This window comes from Streptomyces sp. DH12 (assembly GCF_020873895.1).
Lineage (GTDB): Bacteria > Actinomycetota > Actinomycetes > Streptomycetales > Streptomycetaceae > Streptomyces.
Genome location: NZ_JAHWGT010000027.1, coordinates 1 through 26,895 on the forward strand (window position 1 = coordinate 1; position 26,895 = coordinate 26,895).

The following is a 26,895-nucleotide window of genomic DNA, read 5'->3' on the forward strand; positions in this document are numbered from 1 at the left end:
GGCCGGTGGTGGGGGTTGTGGTCCCTTTCGGGGGCGTGAGGCGGCGGGGGCGCCCGCGGGGGCGTGCCGGGCGCCCCCTGGGCGGCCCTTAGGCTGGACGGGAGACCGCAGCCCGTGCCCGCCCGCCCCCGTGAGGTGTCCCGTGTCCCCGCGCCGCAACCAGCCCCCGAAGCGGGGCGGAGCGAAGTACCCCCTCCCCCCGGGCGCGGGCGACGGCGACCGGTACGGCGGCTTCCAGCGGACCGAGACCTGGCAGGGCGAGGAGTGGTCGGTCCGCGACGTCGCCGGGGCGACCGCGATGGGTAAGCGCTACCGCTGCCCCGGCTGCGACCAGGAGATCCCCTCGGGCGTCGCCCACGTCGTCGCCTGGCCGCAGTACGGCGGCGTGGACGACCGGCGGCACTGGCACAAGGCGTGCTGGAACGCGAAGGACCGCCGCACCACCCGGGTGCAGCGGTCCCGCAACGCGCCCCGCTACTAGGGGCCGTCGCCTACACGTCGCGGCGGTCGAGCGCCACGGACGCCCCGGCGAGCGCCACGGCGGTCACCGCGAGCATGATCCCCAGCGGCTGCCAGCCCGACGGCGCCGCGGCGTCCATCGAGCCACCGCTGTACAGCGCCGCCAGCATGCTGGGGATGGAGTACTCGACCAGGGCGCTGCGCAGCGGCTGGAGGTTCTCCGTGTAGAGGCCGATCGCCAGGACGAACGGCATCAGCACCAGGCCGATCACCGTCGTGATCGCCCCGGCCGAGTGGCGCAGCAGGGTGCCCACGGCGAGGGACAGCAGGCCGAGGGTCGCCATGAAGAGGCCCACGCCGAACGTCGCGCGCACCCACTGCCCGGCGGTGGCGCCCCCGGTCGAGCCGAGGACGGCGGACTGCGCGGCGGCGGTGAACGCCGACACGAGCGTGGTGATGGTGAAGACCAGCCCGAAGAAGACGACGCACTTGGCCGCCAGCACCCGGCCTCGGCTGGGGCAGGCCGTCAGCGACGTGCGGATCATGCCGGTGCCGAACTCGGAGGTGATCGTCAGCACGCCCAGGGTGATCACGCAGACGGTGCCGAGCAGCATGCCGACCATGCCGAGGTCCAGCGCGGTGCCGCCGACCTCGCCGCCCTCCGGGATCCGGCCGATCGCCACGGCCAGCAGGATGCCGACGCCGGCGACGACCAGGACCATGACGCCGAGCGTCCAGACCGTCGACCGCAGCGACCGGATCTTGGTCCACTCGGAGGCGATGGCGTCCCCGAGGTGGGCGCGGCGCACGGGGATGGGGGAGGTGTACGGAGTGGTGGTCATCGGGCGTCCTCGGTGCTGCTGTCGTGCGTACGGCTCTCTCGCGGCCCGCCCCCGGCGCCGGGCGGCGGCGGCGCGTACCAGCCCTCCATCGGGACGTCCGGGACGACCGGCGGCTGCTCCGGCAGCGGGCCCAGCTCGGCCAGCCGGTCGTCGGTGGAGCGGTAGTCCACGGCCGACTGCGTCATGCGCATGTACGCCTCCTCCAGCGACGCCTGGTGCGGCGAGAGCTCCCACAGGCGTACCCCGGCGCCGTGCGCCAGGTCGCTGATGCGGGGGAGGGGCAGCCCGGTCACGCGCAGCGCCCCGTCGCGCTCCGGCAGGACGAAGCCGCCCGCGCCGGTGAGCGCGGCCGTGAGCTTCTCGCGCTGCTCCGGCTCGTCCGAGGGGACCCGCACGCGGGCGAAGCCGGCGGAGTTGGCGGCGATGAACTGCGGCACGGTCATGTCGGCGAGCAGTCGGCCGCGGCCGATGACGATGAGGTGGTCGGCCGTGAGGGCCATCTCGCTCATCAGGTGCGAGGAGACGAAGACCGTGCGGCCCTCGGCGGCCAGCGCCTTCATGAGGTTGCGCACCCAGAGGATGCCCTCGGGGTCCAGGCCGTTGACCGGCTCGTCGAAGAGGAGCACCTGCGGGTCGCCCAGGAGCGCCGCGGCGATGCCCAGGCGCTGGCCCATGCCGAGGGAGAAGCCGTTGGACCGCTTGCGGGCCACGTCCTGGAGGCCGACGACGCCGAGGACCTCGTCCACCCGGCCCGCGGGGATCCCGGCGAGCTGGGCGAGGGCGAGGAGGTGGTTGCGGGCGGTGCGGCCGCCGTGCACGGCGCGGGCGTCGAGCAGCGCGCCGACCTGGCGGGGGGCGTTCGGCAGCTCCCGGAAGGGGTGGCCGCCGATGGTGACCCGCCCGGAGGTGGGCCGGTCCAGCCCGAGGATCATCCGCATCGTCGTCGACTTGCCGGAGCCGTTGGGCCCGAGGAACCCGGTGACGACACCGGGCCGCACCTGGAACGAGAGGTCGTCGACGGCGGTCTTGGCGCCGTAGCGCTTGGTCAGGCGGACTGCCTCGATCATTCTCCAGCCCCAGCACAGGTCGGTTCGTCGGGGGGCGCCACCGGGTCGGACCGGACGCGGGGGTCACCCGTAAGAGGTAAGAGGGGGATCCGGCGGTGCCGGTTCCCTCCTCCGTCCACAACCTACGCGTCGCGGTGCTTCAGCACCATGTAGCCGCCGACCAGCGCCGCCGCCACCCACAGCACCATGATCCCGAGCCCGCCCCACGGCCCGTACGGGGCCGGTTCCTGGCCCATGGCGTCCGGGAGCACCTGCATGATCTTGGAGCCGGCCTGGTCGGGGAAGTACTGGGCGACCTCCCTGGCCTTCGGCACCGCCGACAGGATCTGCGACACCAGGAAGAAGAACGGCACGAGCACGCCCAGCGACAGCAGCGACGAGCGCAGCATCGCCGCGACGCCCATCGAGAAGACCGCGATCAGCCCCATGTACAGGCCGCCGCCGACCACCGCGCGCGCCACGTTGTCCTCGGTGATCGTCGTGCTGTGCTCCCCGAGGAGCGCCTGACCGACGAAGAACGACAGGAAGCTGGTGACCAGCCCCACCGCCAGGGCCAGCAGCCCCGCCACCGCGATCTTGCCGAAGAGGAACGTCGCCCGCTGCGGGACCGCCGCCAGTGACGTGCGGATCATGCCGGAGCCGTACTCCGTGCCGACGACGAGGACGCCGAAGACGACCATGGCCAGCTGGCCGAGCATCATCCCGGAGAAGCTGACCACCGTGGGGTCGAAGGTCAGCCGCTCCGCCTCCGGCAGGTCGTCGAAGAGCGACCGGGTCAGCGCGCTCAGCCCCGCGCCGACCGCGACCGTCACGACCAGGGCGCTCGCCAGCGTCCAGACGGTCGACGCGACCGTGCGGATCTTGGTCCACTCCGACCGGAGTACCGCCGGTACCGATGCCATCGTTCAGGCCCCCTTCACGCCCGCGCCCCACTGGGGCGGGGCGACCGTGTGTGCGTGGTACTCGACCGCGCCGGCGGTCATGCGCATGAACGCCTCCTCCAGCGAGGCGCGCTGGGCGCTCAGCTCGTGCAGGACGACGCCGTGCCGCGCGGCCAGCTCGCCGATCCGCTCCGTCGACGCCCCGTCGATCTCCAGCGACCCGTCGGCGCCGTCCACGGGCGTCATCCCCTCCTGCCGGAGCACGTCCCGGGCGAGCTCCTGCTGCGGGGTGCGCAGGCGTACGTACGCCCGCGAATTCCGCTGGATGAAATCCGCCATCGTCGTGTCGGCCATCAGCCGGCCCTGTCCGATGACGATCAGGTGATCCGCCGTCAGTGCCATTTCACTCATGAGATGGCTCGAAACGAAGATCGTCCTTCCTTCGGCCGCGAGCTGTTTCATCAGATTGCGGATCCAGTGAATTCCCTCCGGGTCAAGCCCGTTGACCGGTTCGTCGAACATGAGAATCCGTGGATCACCCAGCAGCGCTGCGGCGATTCCCAGTCGCTGCCCCATGCCCATCGAGAAGTTCTTCGACTTCTTGCGCGCCACCGCCGTCAGCCCGACGATGTCGAGCACCTCCCCGACCCGCTGTTCGGGAATGCGGTTCGCCTGCGCCAGGCAGAGGAGGTTGTGGTACGCGCTGCGCCCGCCGTGCATCGCCTTCGCGTCCAGCAGGGCGCCGATGTACTTCAGCGGCTCCTGGAGCTGCTGGTACCGCATCCCGTCGATCCGGACCGTCCCGCTCGTCGGGGCGTCCAGACCGAGCATCATGCGCATCGTCGTCGACTTGCCCGCGCCGTTGGGCCCGAGGAAACCCGTGACCATTCCGGGACGGACGGTGAAGGAGAGTCGATCGACGGCCGTCTTCGTACCGAAACGCTTCGTCAGGCCCTCTACTTCGATCATGCGCCCACGCTACGGAAGCCGATGGCCCCCCGCCACCTCAATGACGGAGGGCCATCGGACGTACACGCACGGCGGTCCTCACGGGGGAACAGGACCGTGTCGCGCGGCGGCCGCGCCGGGGCACGGCGGCTCGTACGCCGGTGTGTCAGCGGGACTGCTGCGCCGGGACGCCGCGGGTCGTCGGCTCCTCGTCGCTCGGCACGTTGGCCGCGGCGACGGCCGCGCCGGTCAGCGTCGCCAGCATCTCGCGGACGTTGGTCAGCTGGGCGTTGATGGAGTCGCGGCGGTTCGTCAGCGCGGCGAGCTCGCGCTCCGACTCGCTGCGGATGCGGTCCGCCTTGGCGTTCGCGTCGGCCACGATGTCCTCGGCCTGGCGCTGCGCGGTCTCCACCGTCTGGCGGGCCCGGCGCTCCGCGTCCGTGCGCAGCTTCTCCGCCTCCAGGCGCAGCTGCTCGGCACGGTGCTCGATCTCCGCGAGCCGCTTCTCCGCCTTCGCCTGACGCGAGGCCAGGTCCCGCTCGGACTGCTCGCGCCGCTTGGCGAGGTTCGTCTCGAAGTCGGCGGCGGCCTGCGCGGCCTTGGCGCGGGTCTCCTCGAAGAGGGCCTCCGCCTCCTCCCGCTTGGACTGGGCGTCCTTCTGCGCCTCGGAGCGCAGCGAGTTCGCCTCGGACTGGGCCTTCTCGATGATGCGGACGCCCTCGTCCTCCGCCTTCGCCTTGCGCTCGGCGGCGAACGACTCGGCGTCGTTGCGCACCTGCTGGGCGGCCGACTCGGCGAGCTCACGGTGCTGCTCGGCGGCGCGACGGGCCTCCTCGCGCAGGTCCTTGGCCTCCTCCTCGGCGAGGCGGAGGATCTTCTCGACGCGGGCGCCGAGCCCGGCGTACGACGGCTCGGCGTCGCTGACCTGGGCCTGGGCGTTCTGCGTCTCGAGGTGCAGCTCCTCGATGCGCTTTTCCAGAGCGGTGATTCGGGCCAGAGCACTGTCACGGTCGGCGACGAGCTTGGTAATGCGGTCGTCCACCTGACCGCGGTCGTAACCACGCCGCACGAGCTCGAAGCCGAAGGGGGAGGATGTGTCGCTCATGGGGTTCCTGTCGAATGAGACCGGTGAGGTGTTAGAGGGAATCCTAGGGGCCGAGGCGGCGTGTCATCGAGCGGATGACCGTTTGATTGGGAGAATGTCCAGCCTTTTGAGTGGCCTAGTCGGTGTTTGACTTGCCACTCGAACGGGTACCCCCGGCCGCCGCGCCGGCCTTCACGGCGCCGTCCTTGCCGCCGGTTGCCGGCGCCTCGAAGGACTCCAACGCCTCCAGTACCGCCTGGACACGGGAGATCTCCGTCTGGATGTCCCCCTGGCGACGCACGAGCACCTCCAGCTCCTGCCGTCCGTCGGCCACCACGCGCGCGGCCTCCGCCTCCGCCTCCTCGCGGACGCGCTGCGCCTCGCGGTCCATGTCGGCCTTCTTCTGGTTGGCCTCCTTCAACAGGCCCTCGGCCTTCTTCACCGCGGCGATACGGACCTTGCTCGCCTCGGAGTTGGCGTCGGAGAGCAGCTTCTCGGCCTTCGCCTCCGCCTCGGCCAGCTGCTGCTCGGCGGCCTTCACCAGCTTGTCCGCCCGCTCGCCGGCGACCCGCACCTGCTCGGCGCTCTCCCGGCGGGCGCGCTCGTGCAGCTCCTCGATCTCCGACTCGGTCCGCGTGCGCAGCTCCTCCATGCGCTCCCTTATGGCGTTGGCGTCGCTGCGCGCGCCGACCAGCAGCTCGTCGGCGTCCGTACGCGCCTTCTCCACCAGGGCGTTGCCCTCGATGGTCGCCTCGGAGACGATGCGCTCGGCCTCCTTGCGGGCGGCGCCGACCATCGTGTCGGCCTGCGACTCGGCGTCCGTCGTGGCGCGCAGCGCCTCCTCCTGCGCCTTCGCTACCAGCTGGTCCGCCTGCTCCGCGGCGTCGGCGCGCCGCTTGTCGGCCGCCTCCCGGGCCTCGTCGAGCAGCCGGTCCGCCTCCGTACGGGCCTCCGCGCGCAGCTGCTCGGCGACCTCCTCGGTCTCCCGCAGGTGCTGCTCGGCCTCCTCGCGCAGCCGCTCGGCGGCCCGCTGCGCGGAACCGACCGTCTCGGCCGCCTCCGCCCGCAGCCGCTCCGCCTCGCCGCTCGCCTCCGCGACCAGCTGGTCCGCCTGCTCGGCGGCGTCGGCGCGCCGCTTGTCGGCGGCCTTGCGGGCCTCGTCCCGCAGCTGCTCGGCGTCCGCGCGCGCCTCGGCGCGCAGCCGCTCGGCCTCCGTCTCGCCGTCGGCCTTCACCCGCTCGGCCGCGGCGCGCAGACGGGCCGCCTCCGCGCGCGCCCCGTCGAGCGCCGCGGTCGCCTCGGCGGCCAGCCGCCCGGCCTCCTCGGACGCCCGGGTGGTGACGCGCTCCGCCTCGCCCGTCGCGTCGCCGACGATCTCCTCGGCGCGGGCGGTCGCGTCACCGACGAGCTTCTCCGCCTCGTTCGACGCCTCCGTGACGAGCCGGTCGGCCTGCGCGGCCGCCTCGGAGCGGATGCGGTTGGCGTCGCCCCGGGCCTCGGCCCGCGTACGCGCCGCGTCCTGCTCGGCCGCGGCCAGCGAGTCCGACGCCTCCGTGCGCACCCGCTGCGCGTACTCGGAGCTGTCGCTCTTCAGCCGCTCGGCCTCCGCCAGGGCGTCGCGGACGGTCCGGTCGGCGAGCGCCTTCGCCGCCTCGCTCTCCTCCTGGGCCCGCTCGCGGACCCGGGTGGCGTCCTCGGCGGCGCGCTCCCGCTCCTGGTAGGCGTCGGCGCGGACGCGGTCCGCCTCCTCCTGCGCCTCGGTACGGGTCCGCTCGGCGGCGTGCTCGGCGGCCGACCGCAGTCCGGCGACCTCCTCCTCGGCGGCCTCCTGCAGCCCGGCCACCGAGTCGCGCACCTGCTGCGCGGTCTGCTCGGCGGCGGAGACCAGCTCCGTGGCCCGCCGGTCCGCCTCCTCGACCAGCCGCTGCGCCTCCGTCTGGGCCTCCTCGACCCGGGTGCGGGCCGACGCGAGCAGCTCCTCGCTCTGCCGCCGTGCCCGGTCGCGCTCCTGGTCGGCCTCGGCGCGGGCGGCGCCGAGGGTCTCCTCGGCCTCCCTGCGGCGCCGGTTGGCCTCCTCCTGCGCGGCCGCCAGCTCCTGGTCGGCCTCCGTCTTGAGCCGCTCGGCCGCCGCCTGGGCCTCGGTCCGCACCCGGTCGGCGGTCTCCTGCGCCTCGGTGCGCAGCCGCTCGGCCTCGGCGGCCGCCTCGGCGCGCAGCCGTACGGCGGCGTTCTCCGCCTCGGCGCGGGCGCCCGACGCCTCCGCCGCCGCCTCGGTGCGCAGCCGTTCGGCCTCCTGCTCGGCCTGCTCCTGGAGGGTGCGGCGCCGCTCGGCCGCCTCGGTGCGCAGCCGCTCGGTCTCCTCGGCGGCCTCCCGGCGCAGTCCCTCGGCCTGCGCGCGGGCGTCGGCGAGGGCCTGCTCGGCCGAGGTGAGCCGGGCCTCGGCCTCCTCGTGGAGCCGGGACAGTTCCTCGGCGGCCTCCTCGCGCCGGGCCGCCACCCCGCGCTCGGCCTCCTCGCGCAGCGCGGTCGCGGCGGTCTCGGCGGCCGCGCGCACCGACTCGGCCTGCTCCTCGGCCTCGGCGCGCAGCCGGTCGGCCTCGGCGCGGGTGCGCTCCAGGGTCTCCTCGGCCTGGGCGCGCAGGGCGGTCGCGCGCTCGATGGCCTCGGCGCGGACGCGCTCGCTGTCGGCGGCCGCCGCCGTGCGCAGCTCGTCGGCGTCGGACTTGGCCTTGGTCAGCAGCTCCTCGGCGGTCCCGGCCGCCTCCTCGATCTGCTGGAGCGCCTCGCGCCGGGCCTCGGTGCGGATCCGCTCGCCCTCGGCGACGGCCTCCGACCGCAGCTGCTCGGCCTCCCCGCGCAGCCGGCGGGCCTCCTCCTGGAGCTCGACCGTCTTGGCGCGGTACTCCTTGGTGTCGTCCTTGGCGGCGCCGCGCAGCTGCTGCGCGGTGTCCGCGGCCTCGCCGACCAGGCGGTCGGCCTCGGCCTCGGCCTCGCGGCGGATCCGCTCGGCCTCCTCGCTCGCCTTGCGGGTGGTGGCCTGGGCGTCCTCGGACGCCTTGCCGAGCACCTCCTCGGCGGCGCGTGCGGCCTTCGCCAGCTGCGCCGCGGAGTCCTCGGCGGCCTTGGTGCGGGACCTCTCGGCCGCCTCGGCGACCAGCTTCTCCGCCTCGGCGCGGGCGTCGGCGAGCGCCTGCTCGGCCTCCGCCTTGAGCGCCTCGGCCTCCTTGGTGGCCTCGCCGACCAGCCGGGCGATCTCCGTCTTCGCGGTACGGCTGCGCTGCTCGTTGGCGGACTCGGCGGCGGCGAGCTTCCTCGCGGCGTCCTCGGTGGCGGCGGCGACGACCTTGTCGGCCTCGGCGCGGGCCAGGCGCAGCCGCTCCTCGGCCTCCTGCATGCGCTGCTCGGCGCCGCGGCTCAGCTCGGTGGCCTGCTGCCGCGCCTGCTCGGCCTCGGTGGCGGTGGCGGTACGCAGCTGCTCGGCGTGGCTGGTGGCCTCCTGGGCCTGCGCGGAGGCGGCGTTGAGCAGCCGCTCGGCGTCCCGGCGGGCGCGCAGCAGCGTCGCCTCCGCCTCGGCGCGCGCGGCCTCGGACTCGGCCGCCAGCCGCTGGCGGGCCTCCTCGGCGACCCGGGCGGCCTCGGCGCGGGCGGCGGCGAGCGCCTGCTCGGCCTCGGCGCGCGACTCCTCCATCAGGCGCCGCGCCTGGGCCTCGGTGCGGGCCCGCAGCTGCTCGGCCCAGGCCACGTTCTCGTTGACGTGCGCCTCGACGGTGCGGCGGCGCTCGGCCAGCTCCTGGTCGAGCTGCTGGCGCCGCTGGACCGCCTCGTGGTGCAACTCGGCCTGGAGGCGGGCCTGGTGCTCGGCGTGCTCCTGGAGGATGCGCTGGGTCTGGGCGCGGGCCTCGCGCAGCTCGCGCTCCGCGTCGGAACGCATCTGCTCGGCCTGCATCTGGGCGTTGCGCAGCAGCTGTTCGGCCTGGTAGCCGATGTCCGCGTTGTCGTAGGCAGGCCGGGAGGCGATGGCGCGCCGGGCCTCGTGGAGCTTGGCGCGCAACACCTCGACCTGGTAGCCGAGGTCCTCGGCGTGCTGGACGGCCTTCTCCCGCTCGGTCTTCAGCCGGTCCATCTCGGCCTCGAACCGCGAAAGGTGGTCGTCGTCAGCCCGGTGGCTCTCCTGGCGTTCGTAGCCCCGCACTGCGCGGTCCCATCCGTCCCCTGGTCGCGAACTCTCTTCGTACGGGCACCGTTCGCCGGCGAACGGCCCCCCGGGGAATGGTCTCAGATCGACGCCTGCGACGACGACGCCGTGGCACGGCACCGACCCGGCCCCGGCCCGGAGCCGCCCACTCTACCGGGCCGGGAATCCGTCGGGTCAGTGCTCCGCTGAGGCGGACTCAGCCGAGGTGACCAGTTCGGTGAGGACCCCGTGGCAGTCCTTGGGGTGCAGGAACGTGATCCGCGACCCCATGGAGCCGCGCCGCGGCTCGTCGTAGAGGACCCGCACGCCCTTGTCCCGGATGTCCGCCGCGTCGCCGTCGACGTCCGCGGTGCCGAAGGCGATGTGGTGGACGCCCTCGCCGTTCTTGGCCAGCCACTTCGCGACGGTGGAGTCCTCGCGGGTGGGTTCCAGGAGCTGGAGGTAGGAGGCGCCGCCGTCGGAGGTGCCGTTGATCTTCAGCATGGCCTCGCGGACGCCCTGCTCCTCGTTGACCTCGGTGTGGAAGACCTCGAAGCCGTAGGTGGAGCGGTAGAACTCCACGGTCGTGTCGAGGTCGTGGCAGGCGATCCCGATGTGGTCGATTCTGGTGAGCATGCGACCAGTGCAGCGCTCCACGGGGTGGTTACGCAACGTGCGCGCCGTCACACCGACCGCCCGGTGACCGGGGGTGGTACCGCTCAGTACATTGGCGGTAAACCCTCGTTCACTCCGCAGCCCAGCCAGGCTGGAAGGGGATCGTCCTCATGTCTGGAACGACCGGTACCACCTCCGTCATCGTCGCGGGCGCACGCACGCCCATGGGCCGGCTGCTCGGCTCCCTGAAGTCCTTCTCCGGGGTCGACCTCGGCGGCTTCGCCATCAAGGCCGCCCTCGACCGCGCGGGCATCGGCGGCGACCAGGTGCAGTACGTGATCATGGGGCAGGTGCTCCAGGCGGGCGCCGGGCAGATCCCCGCCCGTCAGGCCGCCGTCAAGGCGGGCATCCCGATGAACGTCCCGGCGCTCACGATCAACAAGGTCTGCCTCTCCGGCCTCGACGCCATCGCCCTCGCCGACCAGCTGATTCGCGCGGGCGAGTTCGACGTGATCGTCGCCGGCGGCCAGGAGTCGATGACCAACGCGCCGCACCTGCTCCCGAAGTCCCGTGAGGGCTACAAGTACGGCGCCATCGAGATGCTCGACGCGATGGCGTACGACGGCCTCACCGACCCGTTCGACAACATCGCCATGGGCGCGTCCACCGAGCGGCACAACACCCGCCTCGGCATCCGCCGCCCCGAGCAGGACGAGATCTCCGCCCTGTCGCACCAGCGCGCGGCGGCCGCCCAGAAGAACGGGCTGTTCGAGGCGGAGATCACGCCCGTGGAGATCCCGCAGCGCAAGGGCGAGCCCGTCCTGTTCGCCAAGGACGAGGGCATCCGGCCCGAGACCACGGCCGAGACGCTCGCCCGGCTGCGCCCGGCGTTCTCCAAGGAGGGCACGATCACGGCCGGCTCCTCGTCGCAGATCTCCGACGGCGCCGCCGCGGTCGTCGTGATGAGCAAGGCCAAGGCGGAGGAGCTGGGCCTGGAGTGGATCGCGGAGATCGGCGCGCACGGCAACGTCGCGGGCCCGGACAACGCGCTCCAGTCGCAGCCGTCCAACGCGATCACGCACGCCCTGAAGAAGGAGGGCATGGACGTGGCGGACCTGGACCTGATCGAGATCAACGAGGCGTTCGCGGCCGTGTCCGTGCAGTCCATGAAGGATCTGGGCGTCTCCCCTGAAAAGGTGAACGTCAACGGCGGCGCCATCGCCCTGGGCCACCCGATCGGCATGTCCGGCGCCCGTATCGTGCTCCACCTGGCGCTGGAGCTGAGGCGGCGCGGCGGCGGGACCGGCGCGGCGGCGCTGTGCGGCGGCGGCGGCCAGGGCGACGCGCTGATCCTGCGTGTCCCGAGCGCTTCGGCGAAGTAAGGAGCTCTGTACGTGATGGTGGACGTCCCCGCACTGGTCGCCCAGGCACGGGAGGGCAGGCCCCGGGCCGTGGCCCGGTTGATCTCGCTCGTGGAGGGGGCGTCCCCGCAGCTCCGTGAGGTGATGGCGGCCCTCGCCCCGCTCACGGGCGGCGCGTACGTGGTCGGCCTGACGGGTTCGCCGGGCGTCGGCAAGTCCACGTCGACCTCGGCGCTGGTCTCCGCCTACCGCCGGGCGGGCAAGCGGGTCGGCGTCCTCGCCGTGGACCCCTCGTCGCCGTTCTCCGGCGGCGCGCTGCTCGGCGACCGGGTCCGGATGTCCGAGCACGCCTCGGACCCGGGCGTCTACATCCGCTCCATGGCCACCCGCGGGCACCTGGGCGGTCTGGCGTGGTCGGCGCCGCAGGCGATCCGCGTCCTGGACGCGGCCGGCTGCGACGTGGTGCTCGTCGAGACGGTCGGCGTGGGTCAGTCCGAGGTGGAGATCGCCTCGCAGGCGGACACGTCGGTGGTGCTGCTGGCACCCGGCATGGGCGACGGCATCCAGGCGGCGAAGGCCGGCATCCTGGAGATCGGCGACGTGTACGTGGTGAACAAGGCCGACCGGGACGGGGCGGACGCCACGGCGCGCGAGCTCAACCACATGCTCGGTCTCGGCGAGGCGCGGGCGCCGGGCGACTGGCGGCCGCCGATCGTGAAGACGGTCGCCGCGCGCGGCGAGGGCGTCGACGAGGTCGTGGAGGCGCTGGAGAAGCACCGCGCCTGGATGGAGGAGCACGGCGTCCTGGGCGAGCGCCGCAGGGCCCGCGCCTCGCACGAGGTGGAGACCATCGCGGTCACCGCGCTGCGCGAGCGCATCGGCGACCTGCGGGGCGACCGGCGCCTGGGCGTGCTGGCGGAGCGGATCGTGTCGGGCGAGCTCGACCCGTACGCGGCCGCCGACGAGCTGGTGGCGGGCCTGACGGGCCGCTGAGCGGGCGTGACCGAAGGGCCCCGCCCCCGATCGGGGGGCGGGGCCCTTTCGTGTGTCGCGGTTCCCGTGGAGGGTCGGTCGGCGTGGCCCCCACCGGGAGGATGCGCCCCGCGGGGCAGCGCGGGGTCGTGCGGGTCGTGCGCGTGGTGCGGGGTGGTGCGGGTGCGCGCGGGGCCGCTACGGCTTGCCGCGCAGGCCGCGCAGGTGTTCCGCGATCGGCCGCAGGGAGGCGTGGAGGTCGGTCAGCGCCTCGGGGGCCAGCTGGTCGATGAAGTGCCTGCGCACCGACTCGACGTGGTGCGGTGCCACCTTGTGCATGGTCTCCATGCCCTGGTCGGTGAGGACCGCGTACAGTCCGCGCCGGTCCGACTCGCAGTTCTCGCGTCGGACCAGGCCGGTGTTCTCCATCCGGGTGATCTGGTGGGAGAGCCGGCTCTTGGACTGGAGGGTCGCCGCGGCGAGGTCGCTCATCCGCATGCGGCGCTCGGGCGACTCCGAGAGGTTCACGAGGATCTCGTAGTCGTTGTAGGTCAGGCCGAACGGCTGGAGGTCCTTCTCCAGCTGGTAGGTGAGTAGTCGGTTGACGTCGAGATAGGTGCGCCAGGCGCACTGCTCGCCATCGCTCAGCCACGGGGTGGCCGTCTCGGTCTCCATATGTGGATTCTACCTAAGATGTTGAATATTGGACGAAGTAGTGACGCCGCTTCGCTCCCCGTCCCCCGTCCCCGTACGACCGCACACTGCGCAGGCGTTCGAGCGCGTCACACTCCGCAGACTACCGCTCACAGCCCGAAGCGACGCTGGAGGTCCCCCAGCTGGCCGGGAAGGCGCGGTGACGCACCGTGCGACCCCTGGCCGGAACCCTGCCCGGCGTGCGGCGCCCCGCCCCCCGGGACGCCCGGCTCGTGCGGAACGGTTCCGGTGCCCTGCTCCGGCATCAGCGTCTCCGTCGACTGGAGCAGCACCGTCCCCGCGCCGACGAACTCGAACTGGTGCTCCTCGCCGGACGCCCCGCCGAACCCGGTGAGCGCCCGTACGCCGCCGAGGACGCCCCGCAGGTAGCCGTGGTCGTAGTGGTGGCACGGCGAGGGGCAGTCCGCCCACCCGACGAGAGCCTGCGGGTCGACGCGGATCGGCGGCTCCATGAAGACCACCTCGCCGTTGGACGCGGCGACGAACTTCCCCGTGCCGATCAGGGTGAGGAAGCCGGGCACGATCGACTGCTTCAGCGACAGCGACGGCTCGAAGGCCAGGAGGTTGCCCGCCCGGATCGTGAGGTTGCCGTCCTCCAGGTCGAAGGAGTTCACGTCGAAGGCCCGGTCCGCGAGGAGCATCCGGCCGCTGCCCTCCGCCACGACCCAGTCGCCCGCGTACATCGGCGAGTGGAAGCTCGTGCGCACCAGCCGCTCCAGGGCGCCGTGTCCGACGCCGTTGAAGGAGATGTCGCCGTAGTAGGCGATCATCTTGCCCTTCTGCAGGAACCACCGGGAGCCCTTGAGGGCCACGCAGAAGGTGTACGGGTTGACGTTGTCGTCACTCGGGAGGTTCGACGGGTCGAACACGGTGGACGCGCTCACAGCTTCTCCTCCGACGCCTGGACGTACACCGCACCGCTGCCGCTCAGCTCCAGCTGGAACGCCTCGCCCGAGCCGCGCCCCACCATGTCGCGCCAGCCGAGCGCCGTGGAGAGCTTGTTCCGCACGTCGCCGTGGTGGGCCACGTACGCCTGCGGGTCCACGTGGACCGGGCGCCCGGGGGTGATCGGCAGCTCGATCACCCCGCCGTGCGCCATGACCGCGACGGAGCCGTGCCCCTTGAGGGTCGTGGTGAACAGGCCCTGCCCCGTCACCTGGTCGCGCACCATCCCCATGACGCCGCCCTGGGCGCCCATGAACATCGTCCCCTGCTCCAGCGTCCCGTCGAAGGCCAGCAGCCGGTCCGCCTCGACGTACAGGGTGTCGCCGGCCAGCCGGATCACCTGCACGTGGTGGCCGCCGTGCCCGAACATCACCGTGCCGCTGCCCTCCACCGTCATCAGCGGGGCGGCCTCCCCGGCGACGCGCCGCCCGATCATCGCCATGACGCCGCCCTGGCCGCCGGCGGTGTTGGGCGTGAACGTGACCTCGCCGCGGTACGCCAGCATCGCGCCGCGCTGGCTGAACAGCCGCTGCCCCGGGGTGACCGCGGCCTCGACCATCTTGGAGTTGATCTCCCGGAACGGCATCAGACGTCGCCCCCCACGGTGTTGCGCTCGCTCGGTTGCACGTACACGACCCCGTCGCCCTCGAACCGGACCTGGAACGCCTCGCCGCCGCCCTCGCCCACCAGGGTGCGGAAGGTGACGCCGGACTGGAGGGTCTGGCGCAGGTCGCCCTGGTGCGCCACGTACGCGCCCGGGTCCACCACGAGCGGGTACCCCGGCGTCACGCGCAGCACGACGGCCGGGCCGTCGGAGGTGATCGCCACCTGGCCCGAGCCCTCGACGGTCGTGGTGAACAGGCCGTTCCCGCTCGCCCCGCCGCGCAGCCCGGTGAAGGTCGTGCCGGTGCGCAGGGCGGCGTCGGAGCACAGGAGGTTGCTCGCCTCGACCCACAGCCGCTCGCCGTGGAGCCCGAGCACGGTGACGTCGGAGGCCCGGTCGGCGAAGTAGCAGGTGCCCTGCCCCGTCACCTCCATGACCTCCATCTGCTCCCCGGTCAACCGCCGGGTGACCATGCCGCGGAGGCCCTCGCCGCCGCCGCTCATCTTCTTGAAGGCCATCCGGCCCTCGTACGCGACCATCGCGCCGTTCTTCGCCTTGACGGCGTCGCCGGCCAGGTCGACGGCGAGCGCTTTGCTGCCCTGGAGTCGGAAGGTTGCCACGCACAGACCGTAACGGGCGCGGCCGCCCCGGGGACAGCGCCCCGGGCGGTTCCCGCCCCTGATGACGTACCGGGGCGCCCACCTGACAGAATGGGCGCACGCTTGTGCATCCATTCACAAGATCGATCCCCGCGCAGAAGGTGCTCGTTCCCGTGGACATCAAGACCGCATCCGCCCTCCACCGCCTCCGGCTCGTCTCCGGCCCCGAGGCCACCTCCTTCCTCGTGCTGCTCGTCTGCTCGGTCCTCAAGCGCACGACGGAGTTCAACGCCGTCCCGTTCATGGGCGCCGTCCACGGCTTCCTCTTCCTGCTGTACGTGGTCTTCTGGCTGGACGCCTGGAAGAACGCGAAGTGGGACGTGAAGACGGGCGTGCTGTTCTTCGTCCTCTCCGTCGTCCCCTTCGGCGGCTTCTACGCCGACCGGAGGCTCAAGCGCGCCGCCGACGACGCGGTGATCGCCTCCCGTGCCCGCGGCGAGGGCACGGTGAACGCGTGATCGTCGCCTTCTCCGTCACGCCGCTCGGGGTCGGCGAGGACGTCGGGGAGTACGTCGCCGACGCCGTCCGCGTCGTCCGCGACTCCGGGTTGCCGCACCGCACGGACGCGATGTTCACCTCCGTCGAGGGGGAGTGGGACGAGGTCATGGACGTCGTCCGGCGCGCGGTCGCGGCCGTCGAGGCGCGCGCCCCGCGCGTCTCCCTGGTCCTCAAGGCCGACATCCGGCCGGGGGTGACGGACGGCCTCACCTCGAAGGTCGCCACCGTGGAGCGCCACCTCGCCCCCTGAGGGCCCGGGGCCCCGCCCGCGTGTGCCGCCGAGCCCGGCCGGTCGTCCACCGGCCGGGCTCCGCCGTGTCCGGCCGGGTTCCGCCGTGTCCGGGTGGCTGACGCGCCGTCAGGCGTAGGGGGCCAAACCCCGGTGCGGTCGGTACGCCCACTCGGATGTTCCCGGGTCGACATGTCCCGGTCTGTCTACTTCTGTGGGATCAAGCGACCCCGCTCGACAGGCTGGAGGCACCCGTGCTGCGGTCGGAGAGCAGCGGCGACAGCGACAGCAGGAGTCCGCGCCTCGACGAGAACCGGACCCGGGCCCCGGACGACGCCGGCGGCTACGACTACGACACCCACAGCCGCCTCGCCGGGCCCCTGACGGAGCCGGGCCCGTCGGCGTACACCGTCCGGTACCGCTCCCTGCTGGCCGGGCAGCCCCACCGGGTCCGGGCCGGCCTCCTCATGGTGCTCGCCCCGCTGCTCTCCGCCGCCCTGCTCGCCTACCTCGTCTGGCCCACGCACTGGACGCGCCGGGAGGGCGGCGACCGGTGGCTGGTCGCGTTCGACACCGTCATGCTCGTCTCGATCGCGCTGATCTGCCTGTTCATGCTGGTCAACGTCGTCTCGATCGCGCACGCCACCCTCGTCGCGCGCGACCCCGTGCCGGTACGGCCCCAGGAGGGCACCCGGGTCGCCTTCGTCACCACGTACGTCCCGGGCAAGGAGCCGCTCTCCATGGTCCGCGCCACCCTGGAGGGCGCCGTGCGGGTGCGCCACGCGGGCGTGGTGGACGTGTGGCTGCTCGACGAGGGCGACGACGAGCAGGCGCGGGCCCTCTGCGAGGAACTGGGCGTGCACCACTTCACCCGCAAGGACGTGCCCGAGTGGAACCGGCCCGCCGGAGTCCACAAGGCGCGGACCAAGCACGGCAACTACAACGCGTGGATCGCCATGCACGGCCACGCCTACGACTTCCTCGCGTCCGTCGACACCGACCACGTCCCGCTGCCCGGCTTCCTGGAGCGGATGCTCGGCTACTTCCGCGACCCCGACGTCGCCTTCGTCGTCGGCCCGCAGGTGTACGGCAACTACGCCTCGCCCGTCACCAAGGCGGCGGAGTCCCAGCAGTTCCTCTTCCACGCCCTCATCCAGCGCGCCGGCAACCGCTACCGCGCCCCGATGTTCGTCGGCACCAACAACGTCCTGCGGCTGACCGCCGTCTTCCAGGTCGGCGGGCTCCAGGACTCCGTCACCGAGGACATGGCGACGGGCTTCGAGATCCACCGCCGCAGGAACATGCGCACCGGCCGGTACTGGCGGTCGGTCTACACGCCCGACGTCCTCGCCGTCGGCGAGGGTCCGGCCTCCTGGACCGACTTCTTCACCCAGCAGCTCCGCTGGTCGAGGGGGACGTACGAGACGCTCATCAAGCAGTACTGGAAGGCCGCCTTCCGGCTCCCTCCCGGACGGCTCCTGAACTACACCCTCATGCTCGTCTACTACCCGATGACCGCCGTCAACTGGTTCCTCGGCCTCCTCAGCTGCACCCTCTACCTCTGGCTCGGCGCCTCCGGCACGCAGGTCTCCTCCGCCGTGTGGCTCATGCTCTACAGCGACGCCGCGGCCCTCCAGATCGGCCTGTACCTGTGGAACCGGCGCCACAACGTCTCCCCGCACGAGCCGCAGGGCTCCGGCGGCCTCGCCGGCATGGCGATGTCGGCGCTCTGCGCGCCCGTCTACCTCAAGTCGCTCTGCGCCGCGGTCCTGCGCACCAGCGGCCGGTTCGTCGTCACACCCAAGGGCGGCGCGGCCAGCCCCGACCGGCTGGGCACCTTCCGCATCCACCTCGGGTGGGCGGGCGTGCTCGCCACCGGCCTCGTCGCCTCCGCGCACTTCGACCACACGCACGCGGCCATGCGCACCTGGGCCGTGCTGGCCCTCGCCGTCTGCCTCGCCCCCGTCGCCGTCTGGGGGTGGACCACCGCCCGGGAGCGCCGCGCCGCCGAGCGACCCGCCGAACGGACCGCCGACCGGGGCGAGGAGTCCGGCGCCGCTCTCGCCACCACCTCAGGAGGGAACTGACCCATGGCCTACCGGCCGTCCAGGAACTTCAAGAAGACCCTGCTCGGAGGCGGCGCCTTCGTCGTCCTCGCCGGCCTCAACGCACCGGCGGCGCTCTCCTTCGCCGAGGAGAAGTACCACGCCTACAAGATCGCCCAGCCCGGCTACAAGGCGCGGTACGGCTCCTGGGCGCCGGTGGAGGTGCCCGGCGAGTACCGCCTCAACGCCATCCACGCGGCGCTCCTGCGCACCGGCAAGGTCCTCCTGATCGCCGGCTCGGGCAACAACCAGAAGAACTTCGACGCCGGCTCGTTCAAGACCATCCTCTGGGACCCGGCCGCCGGCACCTTCAAGGACGTCGACACCCCGGAGGACTTCTTCTGCGCGGGCCACAGCCAGCTCCCGGACGGCCGTCTGCTGGTGGCCGGCGGCACGGCCCGCTACGAGGTCCTCGACGGCGAGGTGAAGCGCGCGGGCGGCGCCATGCGCGTCAAGAACGAGAGCCCCGACAAGGCGGTCACCCTCCCCAAGGGGACCGTCTTCCGCTCGCCCTCCGGCGTCGAGTACGTCTCCCGCTTCGACGTGACCGTGCCCAAGGCCAAGCGGGACTTCAAGGTCACCTACGACCGCGGCGGCCGGATGAAGCCCTGGGAGACCCGGGTCACCGCCGCGGAGGCCCGGGTCTTCGTCGAGGCCAGGAACCAGGGGCCGGAGGGGCTGACGACGCAGGCGGCCCAGTACCGGGTGGTCGGGCTGACCGGCGAGGACGCCCGCAACGTCTACGGCCTGGCACAGAAGCTCACCACCGAGAAGCAGGACTTCCAGGGCATCAAGTCGGCGTACGAGTTCGACCCGGTCGCCGAGCGGTACGTGCCCGTCGCCCCCATGAAGGACGCCCGCTGGTACCCCACGCTCGTCACCCTCCAGGACGGCCGGGTCCTCGCCGTGTCCGGGCTCAACGACGTCGGCGACGTCGTGCCCGGCGACAACGAGGTGTACGACCCGAAGACCAAGAAGTGGACGAAGGGCCCCACCCGCTACTTCCCGACCTACCCGGCCCTCTTCCTCACCAAGGGCGGGAAGCTCTTCTACACCGGCTCCAACGCCGGCTACGGCCCGGCCGACAAGGGCCGCGTCCCGGGCCTGTGGGACCTGCGCAGGAACGTCTTCCAGGAGATCCGCGGCATCGACGACCCGGACCAGCTGGAGACCTCCGCCTCCCTCATCCTGCCGCCCGTCCAGGACCAGAAGCTGATGGTCCTCGGCGGGGGCGGGGTCGGGGAGTCGCCCCTGTCGACCCCGCGCACGGCGGTCATCGACCTCAAGGAGGAGAGCCCCGTCTTCCGCGCCGGCCCCGCCCTCCCGCAGGGCACCCGCTACCTCAGCAGCGTGCTGCTGCCGGACGACACGGTCTTCACCACCGGAGGCTCGTCCGACTACCGCGGGCGCGGCGCCAGCGACGTCCTCAAGGCGCAGTTCTACGAGCCCGCGGCGGGCACCTTCCGCCCGGCCGCCGACCCCACCGTCGGACGCAACTACCACTCCGAGGCGCTGCTGCTGCCGGACGGGCGCGTCGCCACCTTCGGCTCCGACCCGCTCTTCGGCAACAAGGACAACACCAAGCTCGGCACCTTCGAGCAGCGCGTCGAGGTGTACACCCCGCCCTACCTCCAGGGCGACGCCGCGCGCCGCCGCCCGGTGCTCGGCGAGGGGCCCCGCGAGCTGGACCGGAACGGCCGCGCCACCTTCCGCACCAAGGACGCAGCCCGCATCACCAAGGCGCGGCTGCTGCGGCCCAGCGCCGTCACGCACACCACGGACGTCGAGCAGCGGTCCGTCGAGCTCGGCCTGACGCGCACCGCGGACTCGGTCACCGTCGAGGCGCCCCTCGACCCGAGCCTGGTGCCGCCCGGCTGGTACATGCTCTTCGCCCTGGACGCCGAGGACCGCCCGTCGGTGGCCCGCTGGGTCCAGGTCCGCGCCCGGGGCGCCGAGGACGACTGACGGGGCGGGGCCGGCCGGGCGGACCGCACACCCGCCCGTCCGCACACCCGCCCGTCCGGCCACACCCGCCCGTCCGGGCACGCGGGCCGTACCCCCGCCCGGCCGCGCGGGACTAGCCGGCCGCCCGGCGGGCCAGGCCGAGGGCGTACTCCGGCCACCAGGTGCCCGCCGCGGGGCCGCCCCGGCAGGTGCCGTCGGACTCGCCGGGCCGCTTGATCCACAGGTACGCGTCCACCAGCCGGTTCCCGGTGCGCACGGTGGGCGGGGTGCCGAGCGCGCGGCCGGGCGGGTTGCACCAGGACTCCTCGCCGGCCTCCGCGCCGGCGAGCGGACCGAGGCCGTTGCGGCTGGTGTCGACGGTGAAGTGGAGGCCGCCGAGCAGGTCGGACAGGCGCGCCCCGAACTCCTCGACGACGTCGTTGGTCTGGAAGTTGGAGACGTTCAGCGCGAAGCCGTCCGCCCTCTCGACACCGGCCCGCCGCAGCGGTTCGACGAGCTTGGCCGGGTCCTTGATCCAGGCGGGGTTGCCGGCGTCCAGGTACACCTTGGTGCGCGGTTGGCGCTTCAGCCGGTCCACCGCCTCCGACAGCAGCGCGTACCGCTCCTCCGCGGAGCCGCCCGCCGCGCAGCCCTCCACCAGGTGCGGCACGGCGTCCGGCTCCAGCACGACGACGGCGGGCGCCGTGCCGAGCGCCCCGGCGAAGGCGTCGATCCACGCCCGGTAGGCGTCCGCGTCCGCCGCGCCGCCGGCCGAGTACTGGCCGCAGTCGCGGTGCGGGATGTCGTACGCGACGAGGACGACCGTGCGCCCGTCGCGCGCGGCGCCGCGCACCGCCTCGGTGACGTCCGGGACGGGGTCGTCGCCGGCCGGCCAGACGGCGGCGGGGCGGTCGGCGATGCGCCGCATGAGCCGCGCGTCCTCGGTCCTGCCGGCCGCCTCGTACTCCGCGGCCTGGCGGACGGCGTCGCTCCGCGGGTCGACCCAGAAGGGGGAGTCGGCGTACGGCGCGGCGGCCTCGCCCCGCCCGGCGGAGGCGACGGACGGGCGTTCCCCGGCCGTGCCGCCGGCCCCCGCGCCACCGGGAGAGCAGCCGGCGGCGGGGAGCGCGGCGGTGAGGGCGGCGGTGAGCGTCAGGAGGAGCGGCGTGCGGGACGACGATCGGTGACCGGACATCACGACCCCTTGGCAGGCTGCGGACAGGTCGGGCAATCGTTACATAACGGACAGGGGGTGGCGTGGTGCGACACCGTGGGCCCCGGGTGGGCCGGGCCGACCGAAGCGTGAGACCGGGCTGACCGCCATGTGACCACTGGGTAAGGTCGACCGCGTGCCGAAGCCGCTCAGTCTCCCCTTCGACCCCATCGCCCGCGCCGACGAGCTCTGGCGGCAGCGCTGGGGTCCGGTCCCCTCGATGGGCGCGATCACCTCAATCATGCGCGCCCACCAGATCCTGCTGGCCGAGGTCGACGCCGTGGTCAAGCCCTACGGGCTGACCTTCGCGCGGTACGAGGCGCTGGTGCTGCTCACCTTCTCCAAGGAGGGGGAGCTGCCGATGTCGAAGATCGGCGAGCGGCTGATGGTCCACCCCACCTCCGTGACCAACACCGTCGACCGGCTGGTCCGCTCCGGCCTCGTCGCCAAGCGCCCCAACCCCAACGACGGCCGCGGCACCCTCGCCGCTATCACGGAGAAGGGCCGCGAGGTGGTCGAGGCCGCCACGGCCGACCTGATGGCCATGGACTTCGGCCTGGGCGCGTACGACGCGGAGGAGTGCGCCGAGATCTTCGCGATGCTGCGGCCGCTGCGGGTGGCGGCGGGCGACTTCGACGAGGGGTGAGCGGGGCCCCGCGGCGGCCGCCCGGCGGGCGGGCGGGGAGCGGGGCGGGGGCGAGGGGGCGCGCGAAGATCGCCCGGATCGGGTGGTTACGCTCGATGCCATGAAATCCAGCGTGCTGACCCGTTACCGGGTGATGGCCTACGTCACGGCCGTCATGCTCCTCGTGCTCTGTACGTGCATGGTCGCCAAGTACGGCTTCGGCGTGGGTGAGGACCTCACCTTCGTGGTCTCGCAGACCCACGGCGTGCTGTACATCATCTACCTCGTCTTCGCCTTCGACCTGGGCTCCAAGGCCCGCTGGTCGTTCGGCAAGCTGCTGTGGATCCTGCTGAGCGGCACGATCCCCACCGCGGCCTTCTTCGTCGAGCGCAAGGTCGCGCGGGAGGTCCGGCCGCTGATCGTCGACGCGCGGCCGGTCACGGCCAAGGCGTAACCGGACCCCGGTCGACACGGCCGACGGCCGGGCGCGGGGCGCGCCCGGCCGTCGGCCATCGACATTTACTAGGACGTCCTAGTAAATTCGAGGTATGGACGCTGACGCCATCGAGGAAGGCCGCCGACGCTGGCAGGCCCGTTACGACGCCGCCCGCAAGCGCGACGCCGACTTCACCACGCTCTCCGGCGACCCCGTGGAGCCCGCGTACGGGCCCCGGCCCGGCGACACCTACGACGGCTTCGAGCGGATCGGCTGGCCCGGGGAGTACCCCTTCACCCGCGGTCTGCACGCCACCGGCTACCGGGGCCGCACCTGGACCATCCGCCAGTTCGCCGGCTTCGGCAACGCCGAGCAGACCAACGAGCGGTACAAGATGATCCTCGCGGCGGGCGGCGGCGGCCTCTCCGTCGCCTTCGACATGCCGACGCTCATGGGCCGCGACTCCGACGACCCCCGCTCCCTCGGCGAGGTCGGCCACTGCGGCGTCGCCATCGACACCGCCGCCGACATGGAGGTCCTCTTCCAAGACATCCCGCTCGGGGACGTCACCACCTCGATGACCATCAGCGGACCGGCCGTCCCGGTCTTCTGCATGTACCTCGTCGCCGCCGAGCGGCAGGGCGTCGACCCGGGCATCCTCAACGGCACCCTCCAGACGGACATCTTCAAGGAGTACATCGCCCAGAAGGAGTGGCTCTTCCAGCCCGAGCCCCACCTGCGGCTCATCGGCGACCTGATGGAGCACTGCGCGGAGCGCATCCCCGCGTACAAGCCCCTCTCCGTCTCCGGCTACCACATCCGCGAGGCCGGCTCGACGGCCGCGCAGGAGCTCGCGTACACCCTCGCCGACGGCTTCGGCTACGTGGAGCTCGGCCTCTCCCGCGGCCTGGACGTCGACGTCTTCGCTCCCGGCCTGTCCTTCTTCTTCGACGCGCACCTCGACTTCTTCGAGGAGATCGCCAAGTTCCGCGCGGCCCGCCGCATCTGGGCGCGCTGGATGAAGGAGGTCTACGGCGCCACCACGGACAAGGCGCAGTGGATGCGCTTCCACACGCAGACCGCGGGCGTCTCCCTCACCGCCCAGCAGCCGTACAACAACGTCGTCCGCACGGCGGTCGAGGCGCTCGCCGCGGTGCTCGGCGGCACCAACTCCCTGCACACCAACGCCCTCGACGAGACCCTCGCCCTCCCCTCCGAGCAGGCCGCCGAGATCGCCCTGCGCACCCAGCAGGTCCTCATGGAGGAGACCGGCGTCGCCAACGTCGCCGACCCGCTGGGCGGCTCCTGGTACGTCGAGCAGCTCACCGACCGCATCGAGGCGGACGCCGAGAAGATCTTCGACCAGATCAAGGAGCGCGGCCTGCGGGCCCACCCCGACGGCAAGCACCCCATCGGGCCGATGACCTCCGGGATCCTGCGCGGCATCGAGGACGGCTGGTTCACCGGCGAGATCGCCGAGGCCGCCTTCCGCTACCAGCAGTCCCTGGAGAAGGGCGACAAGAAGGTCGTCGGCGTCAACTGCCACACCGGCTCCGTCACCGGCGACCTGGAGATCCTGCGGGTCAGCCACGAGGTGGAGCGCGAGCAGGTGCGCGCCCTCGCCGACCGCAAGGCCCGGCGCGACGACGCCCGCGTCCGCTCCGCGCTCGACGCGATGCTCGCCGCCGCCCGGGACGGCTCCAACATGATCGGGCCCATGCTCGACGCGGTACGCGCGGAGGCCACCCTCGGCGAGATCTGCGACGTCCTGCGCGACGAGTGGGGCACCTACACGGAGCCGGCGGGCTTCTGACCGCCCCGCCCCGCGCGCCCGTCACCGGCGCAATACGCTCGACCGGGTGATCTCCGGCGTGCATGCTGGGCCCATGCACGTCGAGATCCGTGAGGCCACCGCCGGTGACTGGCCCGCCATCTGGCCCTTCTTCCGCACCATCGTCGCCGCCGGCGAGACCTTCACCTACCCGGTGGACCTCGCCGAGCGGGAGGCGAGCGGCTGGTGGCTCCTGGAGCCGCCGGACCGCACGGTCGTCGCGCTCGACCCGGCCGGCACGGTGGTGGGGACGGCCAAGATGAACCGCAACCAGGCCGGCAACGGCGCGCATGTCGCCAGCGCCAGCTACATGGTCGACCCGACCCACGGCGGGCGCGGCGTCGGACGGGCCCTCGTCCGGTACAGCCTCGACTGGGCGCGGTCGGCGGGGTACCGGGCCATGCAGTTCAACGCCGTCGTGGACACCAACGAGCACGCGGTACGGCTCTACGAGGACCTGGGCTTCCGGATCATCGGCACCGTCCCGGGGGCCTTCCGCCACCCGGTGCGCGGCTACACCGGCCTGCACGTGATGTACCGGGAGCTGTGACCCCCGGCGGTGTCCCCGGTGGTGCCCCCGGCGGGTCACTCCCGGGGGACGGCGGAGAGCCCGCCGAGGAGCAGCGCCGTGAACCGCCGGGCCCACTCCCGGTCGACGGGCTCCCCGCTCACCAGCGCCCGGTGGACGACCGCGCCCGCGATCACGTCGAAGACCAGGTCGTCCGTGGCGTCCGCCGCGCCGGCGCCCTGGCCGCCACCGGCGGGCGCGGGCAGCTCGCCCCGGGCCTGGGCGCGGGCCCTGCCCTGGAGGACCAGGCGCTTCTGCCGCTCGACGATCGAGGAGCGGATGCGTTCGCGCAGCGGCTCGTCGCGGGTCGACTCGGCGACGACGGCCATCAGTGCCGTCTTGGCCTCCGGCCGCTCCAGCAGCGCGGCGAACTGGCGCACCACGCCCTCCACGTCCGCCGCGAGGCTGCCGCGGTCGGGTAGCTCCAGCTCGTCGAAGAGGACGGCGACGGCGTCCACGACGAGTTCGCTCTTGCCCGCCCAGCGCCGGTACAGGGTGGTCTTGGCGACGCCCGCGCGGGTGGCCACGTCGCCCATCGACAGCTTGGACCAGCCCAGCTCCACCAGGGCCGCGCGGGTCGCCTCCAGGATCGCGGCGTCCGCGGCGGCGCTGCGCGGGCGCCCGGGACGGCCGGGGCCGGTGGGGGGAGTGGCGGCGGGGCGGCTGCACATGACGGCGACCATACCGGCGGGTAGCCCCGCTGCCCCCGGTGCCGCGCGTGTGAGCCACTTCACTCCGTCCGCCCGGTCCGCGCCCCCCGCGCCCCAGTTACGCTACGACGCGTAGCGAAAGGCTGGGACCAGCCCGCAGCGACGACCACGGCACCGGTGGGGACCGGTGCCACCACGGCTCAGGCCATGACGTACCGGTTACGCGCGCGGAAGGGGGAGGATGTACCCATGCAGCCTAGGAACATGTCCATGAGCGGCGTCGTCGACCTCGCCGCGGTGAAGGCGGCCGGAGAGGCCAAGGCGAAGGCGGAGCAGACCCGCACGCAGGCGGCCCGGGAGGGCGGCTCCGGCGCCGTGCCCCCCTCCGCCCTGGTGATCGACGTCGACGAGGCCGGCTTCGAGCGCGACGTCATCCAGCGGTCGGCCGAGGTGCCGGTCGTCATCGACTTCTGGGCCGAGTGGTGCCAGCCGTGCAAGCAGCTCGGGCCGCTGCTGGAGCGCCTGGCCGTCGAGTACGGCGGCCGCATCCTCCTGGCGAAGGTCGACGTCGACGCCAACCAGATGCTCATGCAGCAGTTCGGGATCCAGGGGATCCCGGCGGTCTTCGCGGTCGTCGCCGGCCAGGCGCTGCCGCTCTTCCAGGGCGCGGCGCCCGAGGCCCAGATCCGCCAGACCCTCGACCAGCTGGTGCAGGTCGCCGAGGAGCGCTTCGGCCTCACCGGCCTGGTCGTCGACGCGGACGGCGCGGGCCCGGAGGCCGGCGTCGCCCCGGTGCCGGCCGGCCCGTACGACGCCCTGCTGGAGGCGGCGGTCCGCGCGCTGGACGCCAACGACATCCCGGGCGCCGTCCAGGCGTACAAGAACGTCCTGGTCGACGACCCCGGCAACACCGAGGCCAAGCTCGGCCTCGCCCAGGCCGAGCTCCTCGGCCGCGTGCAGGGCGCGGACCCGCAGCAGGTCCGCAAGAACGCCGCCGACGACCCCGCCGACGTACCGGCGCAGCTCGCCGCCGCCGACCTGGACCTGGTGGGCGGACACGTCGAGGACGCCTTCGGGCGGCTGGTCGACACCGTGCGGCGCACGGCCGGCGACGACCGCGACGCGGCGCGGGTGCGGCTGCTGGAGCTGTTCGAGGTCATCGGCTCCGACGACCCGCGTGTGATCAAGGCCCGCGGCGACCTGGCGCGCGTGCTGTTCTGAGCCGCACCGGCCTGACGGCCCGCCGATCGGGCGAGGAGTGAGGGACGGCGGCCGCGCTTTGCCAAATCTTGGCAAACGCGGCCGCTGTTACTTCCAGTAAGTCGACGCCGCCTTTATGTCCGGCCATCGCCGCTGAAATCACCTTCTGTCGAACCGGTGGGTAGCACCGTGAGTGCCTGTGCGACGGCGCGCCGTCGCACCCGGTTTATCGAGCCGTTACTAGCGGGTAACGAACCCCCTTGTGCCCCGG

Annotated in this window: 25 protein-coding genes; 12 read left to right on the forward strand and 13 right to left on the reverse strand. The window is 73.1% G+C overall.

Translation table 11 applies throughout. The annotated features are described in order from the left end of the window. Nucleotides 1-142: 142 nt before the first annotated feature. Nucleotides 143-481, forward strand: a complete 339-nt coding sequence (locus tag LPA54_RS23110; RefSeq protein ID WP_228980900.1) for an ATP/GTP-binding protein — start codon at nucleotides 143-145, stop codon at nucleotides 479-481. Nucleotides 482-491: 10 nt separating this feature from the next. Here the strand turns inward: LPA54_RS23110 and LPA54_RS23115 are convergent, their stop codons facing one another. The 7 genes from LPA54_RS23115 to mce all read right to left on the reverse strand — a co-directional run bounded on the left by LPA54_RS23115 (nucleotide 492) and on the right by mce (nucleotide 10,091). Next, nucleotides 492-1,301 (reverse strand): ABC transporter permease subunit, encoded by an 810-nt coding sequence (locus tag LPA54_RS23115; RefSeq protein ID WP_228980904.1) that lies wholly within the window; start codon nucleotides 1,299-1,301, stop codon nucleotides 492-494. Further along, nucleotides 1,298-2,368: an ABC transporter ATP-binding protein gene (locus tag LPA54_RS23120; protein ID WP_228980908.1), complete on the reverse strand. Its 1,071-nt coding sequence runs from the start codon at nucleotides 2,366-2,368 to the stop codon at nucleotides 1,298-1,300. The genes LPA54_RS23115 and LPA54_RS23120 overlap by 4 nt, the downstream gene beginning before the upstream one ends. Before the next feature lie 122 nt (nucleotides 2,369-2,490). Beyond that, on the reverse strand, nucleotides 2,491-3,270 hold the full coding sequence (locus tag LPA54_RS23125) for an ABC transporter permease (RefSeq protein ID WP_228980910.1): 780 nt from the start codon (nucleotides 3,268-3,270) through the stop codon (nucleotides 2,491-2,493). Nucleotides 3,271-3,273: 3 nt separating this feature from the next. Next, nucleotides 3,274-4,218, reverse strand: a complete 945-nt coding sequence (locus LPA54_RS23130; RefSeq protein WP_228980914.1) for an ABC transporter ATP-binding protein — start codon at nucleotides 4,216-4,218, stop codon at nucleotides 3,274-3,276. A gap of 145 nt (nucleotides 4,219-4,363) precedes the next feature. Then, nucleotides 4,364-5,302 (reverse strand): cellulose-binding protein, encoded by a 939-nt coding sequence (locus LPA54_RS23135; RefSeq protein ID WP_228980915.1) that lies wholly within the window; start codon nucleotides 5,300-5,302, stop codon nucleotides 4,364-4,366. 115 nt (nucleotides 5,303-5,417) lie between these two features. Beyond that, the gene (gene scy / locus LPA54_RS23140) at nucleotides 5,418-9,473 is read right to left on the reverse strand and encodes a polarized growth protein Scy (RefSeq protein ID WP_228980917.1); all 4,056 of its coding nucleotides are present in this window, start codon (nucleotides 9,471-9,473) and stop codon (nucleotides 5,418-5,420) included. Between the two features lie 177 nt (nucleotides 9,474-9,650). Further along, nucleotides 9,651-10,091: a methylmalonyl-CoA epimerase gene (gene mce / locus LPA54_RS23145; RefSeq protein WP_228980920.1), complete on the reverse strand. Its 441-nt coding sequence runs from the start codon at nucleotides 10,089-10,091 to the stop codon at nucleotides 9,651-9,653. A gap of 149 nt (nucleotides 10,092-10,240) precedes the next feature. Between mce and LPA54_RS23150 the strand changes: the two genes are divergently transcribed. Both LPA54_RS23150 and meaB read left to right on the forward strand, forming a co-directional pair. Continuing rightward, nucleotides 10,241-11,452: an acetyl-CoA C-acetyltransferase gene (locus LPA54_RS23150; RefSeq protein WP_228980921.1), complete on the forward strand. Its 1,212-nt coding sequence runs from the start codon at nucleotides 10,241-10,243 to the stop codon at nucleotides 11,450-11,452. Between the two features lie 15 nt (nucleotides 11,453-11,467). Further along, entirely contained in the window at nucleotides 11,468-12,424 is a 957-nt protein-coding gene (gene meaB / locus LPA54_RS23155) for a methylmalonyl Co-A mutase-associated GTPase MeaB (protein WP_228980923.1), read from the forward strand. 177 nt (nucleotides 12,425-12,601) lie between these two features. Here the strand turns inward: meaB and LPA54_RS23160 are convergent, their stop codons facing one another. The 4 genes from LPA54_RS23160 to LPA54_RS23175 form a co-directional block, all read right to left on the reverse strand. After that, the gene (locus LPA54_RS23160) at nucleotides 12,602-13,078 is read right to left on the reverse strand and encodes a MarR family winged helix-turn-helix transcriptional regulator (RefSeq protein WP_228980925.1); all 477 of its coding nucleotides are present in this window, start codon (nucleotides 13,076-13,078) and stop codon (nucleotides 12,602-12,604) included. Between the two features lie 128 nt (nucleotides 13,079-13,206). Then, nucleotides 13,207-14,001, reverse strand: coding sequence for an AIM24 family protein (locus LPA54_RS23165; protein ID WP_228980927.1), 795 nt, complete (start codon nucleotides 13,999-14,001; stop codon nucleotides 13,207-13,209). After that, a complete protein-coding gene (locus tag LPA54_RS23170) occupies nucleotides 13,998-14,648 on the reverse strand; it encodes an AIM24 family protein (protein WP_228980928.1) in 651 nt (216 codons plus the stop codon). The genes LPA54_RS23165 and LPA54_RS23170 overlap by 4 nt, the downstream gene beginning before the upstream one ends. Then, entirely contained in the window at nucleotides 14,648-15,286 is a 639-nt protein-coding gene (locus LPA54_RS23175; RefSeq protein WP_228980929.1) for an AIM24 family protein, read from the reverse strand. Before LPA54_RS23175 ends, LPA54_RS23170 begins: the two co-directional genes overlap by 1 nt. Before the next feature lie 152 nt (nucleotides 15,287-15,438). Between LPA54_RS23175 and LPA54_RS23180 the strand changes: the two genes are divergently transcribed. The 4 genes from LPA54_RS23180 (at nucleotide 15,439) to LPA54_RS23195 (ending at nucleotide 20,122) form a co-directional block, all read left to right on the forward strand. Beyond that, a complete protein-coding gene (locus LPA54_RS23180; protein ID WP_228980934.1) occupies nucleotides 15,439-15,783 on the forward strand; it encodes a DUF3817 domain-containing protein in 345 nt (114 codons plus the stop codon). Then, nucleotides 15,780-16,073 (forward strand): MTH1187 family thiamine-binding protein, encoded by a 294-nt coding sequence (locus tag LPA54_RS23185; protein WP_228980936.1) that lies wholly within the window; start codon nucleotides 15,780-15,782, stop codon nucleotides 16,071-16,073. The genes LPA54_RS23180 and LPA54_RS23185 overlap by 4 nt, the downstream gene beginning before the upstream one ends. Nucleotides 16,074-16,432: 359 nt before the next feature. After that, nucleotides 16,433-18,139 carry a glycosyltransferase family 2 protein gene (locus tag LPA54_RS23190; protein ID WP_228981044.1) on the forward strand — a complete coding sequence of 569 codons (1,707 nt, stop codon included), beginning with the start codon at nucleotides 16,433-16,435 and terminating at the stop codon, nucleotides 18,137-18,139. A 3-nt stretch (nucleotides 18,140-18,142) separates the two neighbouring features. After that, nucleotides 18,143-20,122 (forward strand): kelch motif-containing protein, encoded by a 1,980-nt coding sequence (locus LPA54_RS23195; protein WP_228980938.1) that lies wholly within the window; start codon nucleotides 18,143-18,145, stop codon nucleotides 20,120-20,122. Nucleotides 20,123-20,234: 112 nt separating this feature from the next. On the opposite strand, the gene LPA54_RS23200 is transcribed toward LPA54_RS23195, so the two are convergent. Next, nucleotides 20,235-21,296, reverse strand: coding sequence for a glycoside hydrolase family 6 protein (locus LPA54_RS23200; protein ID WP_228980939.1), 1,062 nt, complete (start codon nucleotides 21,294-21,296; stop codon nucleotides 20,235-20,237). 154 nt (nucleotides 21,297-21,450) lie between these two features. Between LPA54_RS23200 and LPA54_RS23205 the strand changes: the two genes are divergently transcribed. The 4 genes from LPA54_RS23205 to LPA54_RS23220 all read left to right on the forward strand — a co-directional run bounded on the left by LPA54_RS23205 (nucleotide 21,451) and on the right by LPA54_RS23220 (nucleotide 24,756). Continuing rightward, nucleotides 21,451-21,960 carry a MarR family winged helix-turn-helix transcriptional regulator gene (locus LPA54_RS23205; protein ID WP_228980941.1) on the forward strand — a complete coding sequence of 170 codons (510 nt, stop codon included), beginning with the start codon at nucleotides 21,451-21,453 and terminating at the stop codon, nucleotides 21,958-21,960. Between the two features lie 100 nt (nucleotides 21,961-22,060). Then, on the forward strand, nucleotides 22,061-22,393 hold the full coding sequence (locus LPA54_RS23210; RefSeq protein WP_228980943.1) for a DUF3817 domain-containing protein: 333 nt from the start codon (nucleotides 22,061-22,063) through the stop codon (nucleotides 22,391-22,393). Between the two features lie 94 nt (nucleotides 22,394-22,487). Then, a complete protein-coding gene (locus LPA54_RS23215; RefSeq protein WP_228980951.1) occupies nucleotides 22,488-24,188 on the forward strand; it encodes a methylmalonyl-CoA mutase in 1,701 nt (566 codons plus the stop codon). A 73-nt stretch (nucleotides 24,189-24,261) separates the two neighbouring features. After that, on the forward strand, nucleotides 24,262-24,756 hold the full coding sequence (locus LPA54_RS23220) for a GNAT family N-acetyltransferase (protein WP_228980954.1): 495 nt from the start codon (nucleotides 24,262-24,264) through the stop codon (nucleotides 24,754-24,756). A gap of 35 nt (nucleotides 24,757-24,791) precedes the next feature. Here the strand turns inward: LPA54_RS23220 and LPA54_RS23225 are convergent, their stop codons facing one another. Then, complete coding sequence (locus LPA54_RS23225; RefSeq protein ID WP_228980955.1) at nucleotides 24,792-25,445, reverse strand: TetR/AcrR family transcriptional regulator; 654 nt, start codon at nucleotides 25,443-25,445, stop codon at nucleotides 24,792-24,794. Nucleotides 25,446-25,673: 228 nt separating this feature from the next. Between LPA54_RS23225 and LPA54_RS23230 the strand changes: the two genes are divergently transcribed. Then, nucleotides 25,674-26,645 (forward strand): tetratricopeptide repeat protein, encoded by a 972-nt coding sequence (locus tag LPA54_RS23230; protein ID WP_228980957.1) that lies wholly within the window; start codon nucleotides 25,674-25,676, stop codon nucleotides 26,643-26,645. The last annotated feature ends 250 nt before the right edge of the window (nucleotides 26,646-26,895 follow it).

What these genes read in the sequence shown, in the direction of transcription:
- LPA54_RS23115 (WP_228980904.1), bottom strand. Translation starts at nt 1,301, where the DNA reads ATGACCACCACTCCGTACACCTCCCCCATCCCCGTGCGCCGCGCCCAC.
- LPA54_RS23120 (WP_228980908.1), bottom strand. Translation starts at nt 2,368, where the DNA reads ATGATCGAGGCAGTCCGCCTGACCAAGCGCTACGGCGCCAAGACCGCC.
- LPA54_RS23125 (WP_228980910.1), bottom strand. Translation starts at nt 3,270, where the DNA reads ATGGCATCGGTACCGGCGGTACTCCGGTCGGAGTGGACCAAGATCCGC.
- LPA54_RS23130 (WP_228980914.1), bottom strand. Translation starts at nt 4,218, where the DNA reads ATGATCGAAGTAGAGGGCCTGACGAAGCGTTTCGGTACGAAGACGGCC.
- LPA54_RS23135 (WP_228980915.1), bottom strand. Translation starts at nt 5,302, where the DNA reads ATGAGCGACACATCCTCCCCCTTCGGCTTCGAGCTCGTGCGGCGTGGT.
- mce (WP_228980920.1), bottom strand. Translation starts at nt 10,091, where the DNA reads ATGCTCACCAGAATCGACCACATCGGGATCGCCTGCCACGACCTCGAC.
- LPA54_RS23150 (WP_228980921.1), top strand. Translation starts at nt 10,241, where the DNA reads ATGTCTGGAACGACCGGTACCACCTCCGTCATCGTCGCGGGCGCACGC.
- meaB (WP_228980923.1), top strand. Translation starts at nt 11,468, where the DNA reads ATGGTGGACGTCCCCGCACTGGTCGCCCAGGCACGGGAGGGCAGGCCC.
- LPA54_RS23160 (WP_228980925.1), bottom strand. Translation starts at nt 13,078, where the DNA reads ATGGAGACCGAGACGGCCACCCCGTGGCTGAGCGATGGCGAGCAGTGC.
- LPA54_RS23170 (WP_228980928.1), bottom strand. Translation starts at nt 14,648, where the DNA reads ATGCCGTTCCGGGAGATCAACTCCAAGATGGTCGAGGCCGCGGTCACC.
- LPA54_RS23195 (WP_228980938.1), top strand. Translation starts at nt 18,143, where the DNA reads ATGGCCTACCGGCCGTCCAGGAACTTCAAGAAGACCCTGCTCGGAGGC.
- LPA54_RS23200 (WP_228980939.1), bottom strand. Translation starts at nt 21,296, where the DNA reads ATGTCCGGTCACCGATCGTCGTCCCGCACGCCGCTCCTCCTGACGCTC.
- LPA54_RS23210 (WP_228980943.1), top strand. Translation starts at nt 22,061, where the DNA reads ATGAAATCCAGCGTGCTGACCCGTTACCGGGTGATGGCCTACGTCACG.
- LPA54_RS23215 (WP_228980951.1), top strand. Translation starts at nt 22,488, where the DNA reads ATGGACGCTGACGCCATCGAGGAAGGCCGCCGACGCTGGCAGGCCCGT.
- LPA54_RS23220 (WP_228980954.1), top strand. Translation starts at nt 24,262, where the DNA reads ATGCACGTCGAGATCCGTGAGGCCACCGCCGGTGACTGGCCCGCCATC.
- LPA54_RS23225 (WP_228980955.1), bottom strand. Translation starts at nt 25,445, where the DNA reads ATGTGCAGCCGCCCCGCCGCCACTCCCCCCACCGGCCCCGGCCGTCCC.
- LPA54_RS23230 (WP_228980957.1), top strand. Translation starts at nt 25,674, where the DNA reads ATGCAGCCTAGGAACATGTCCATGAGCGGCGTCGTCGACCTCGCCGCG.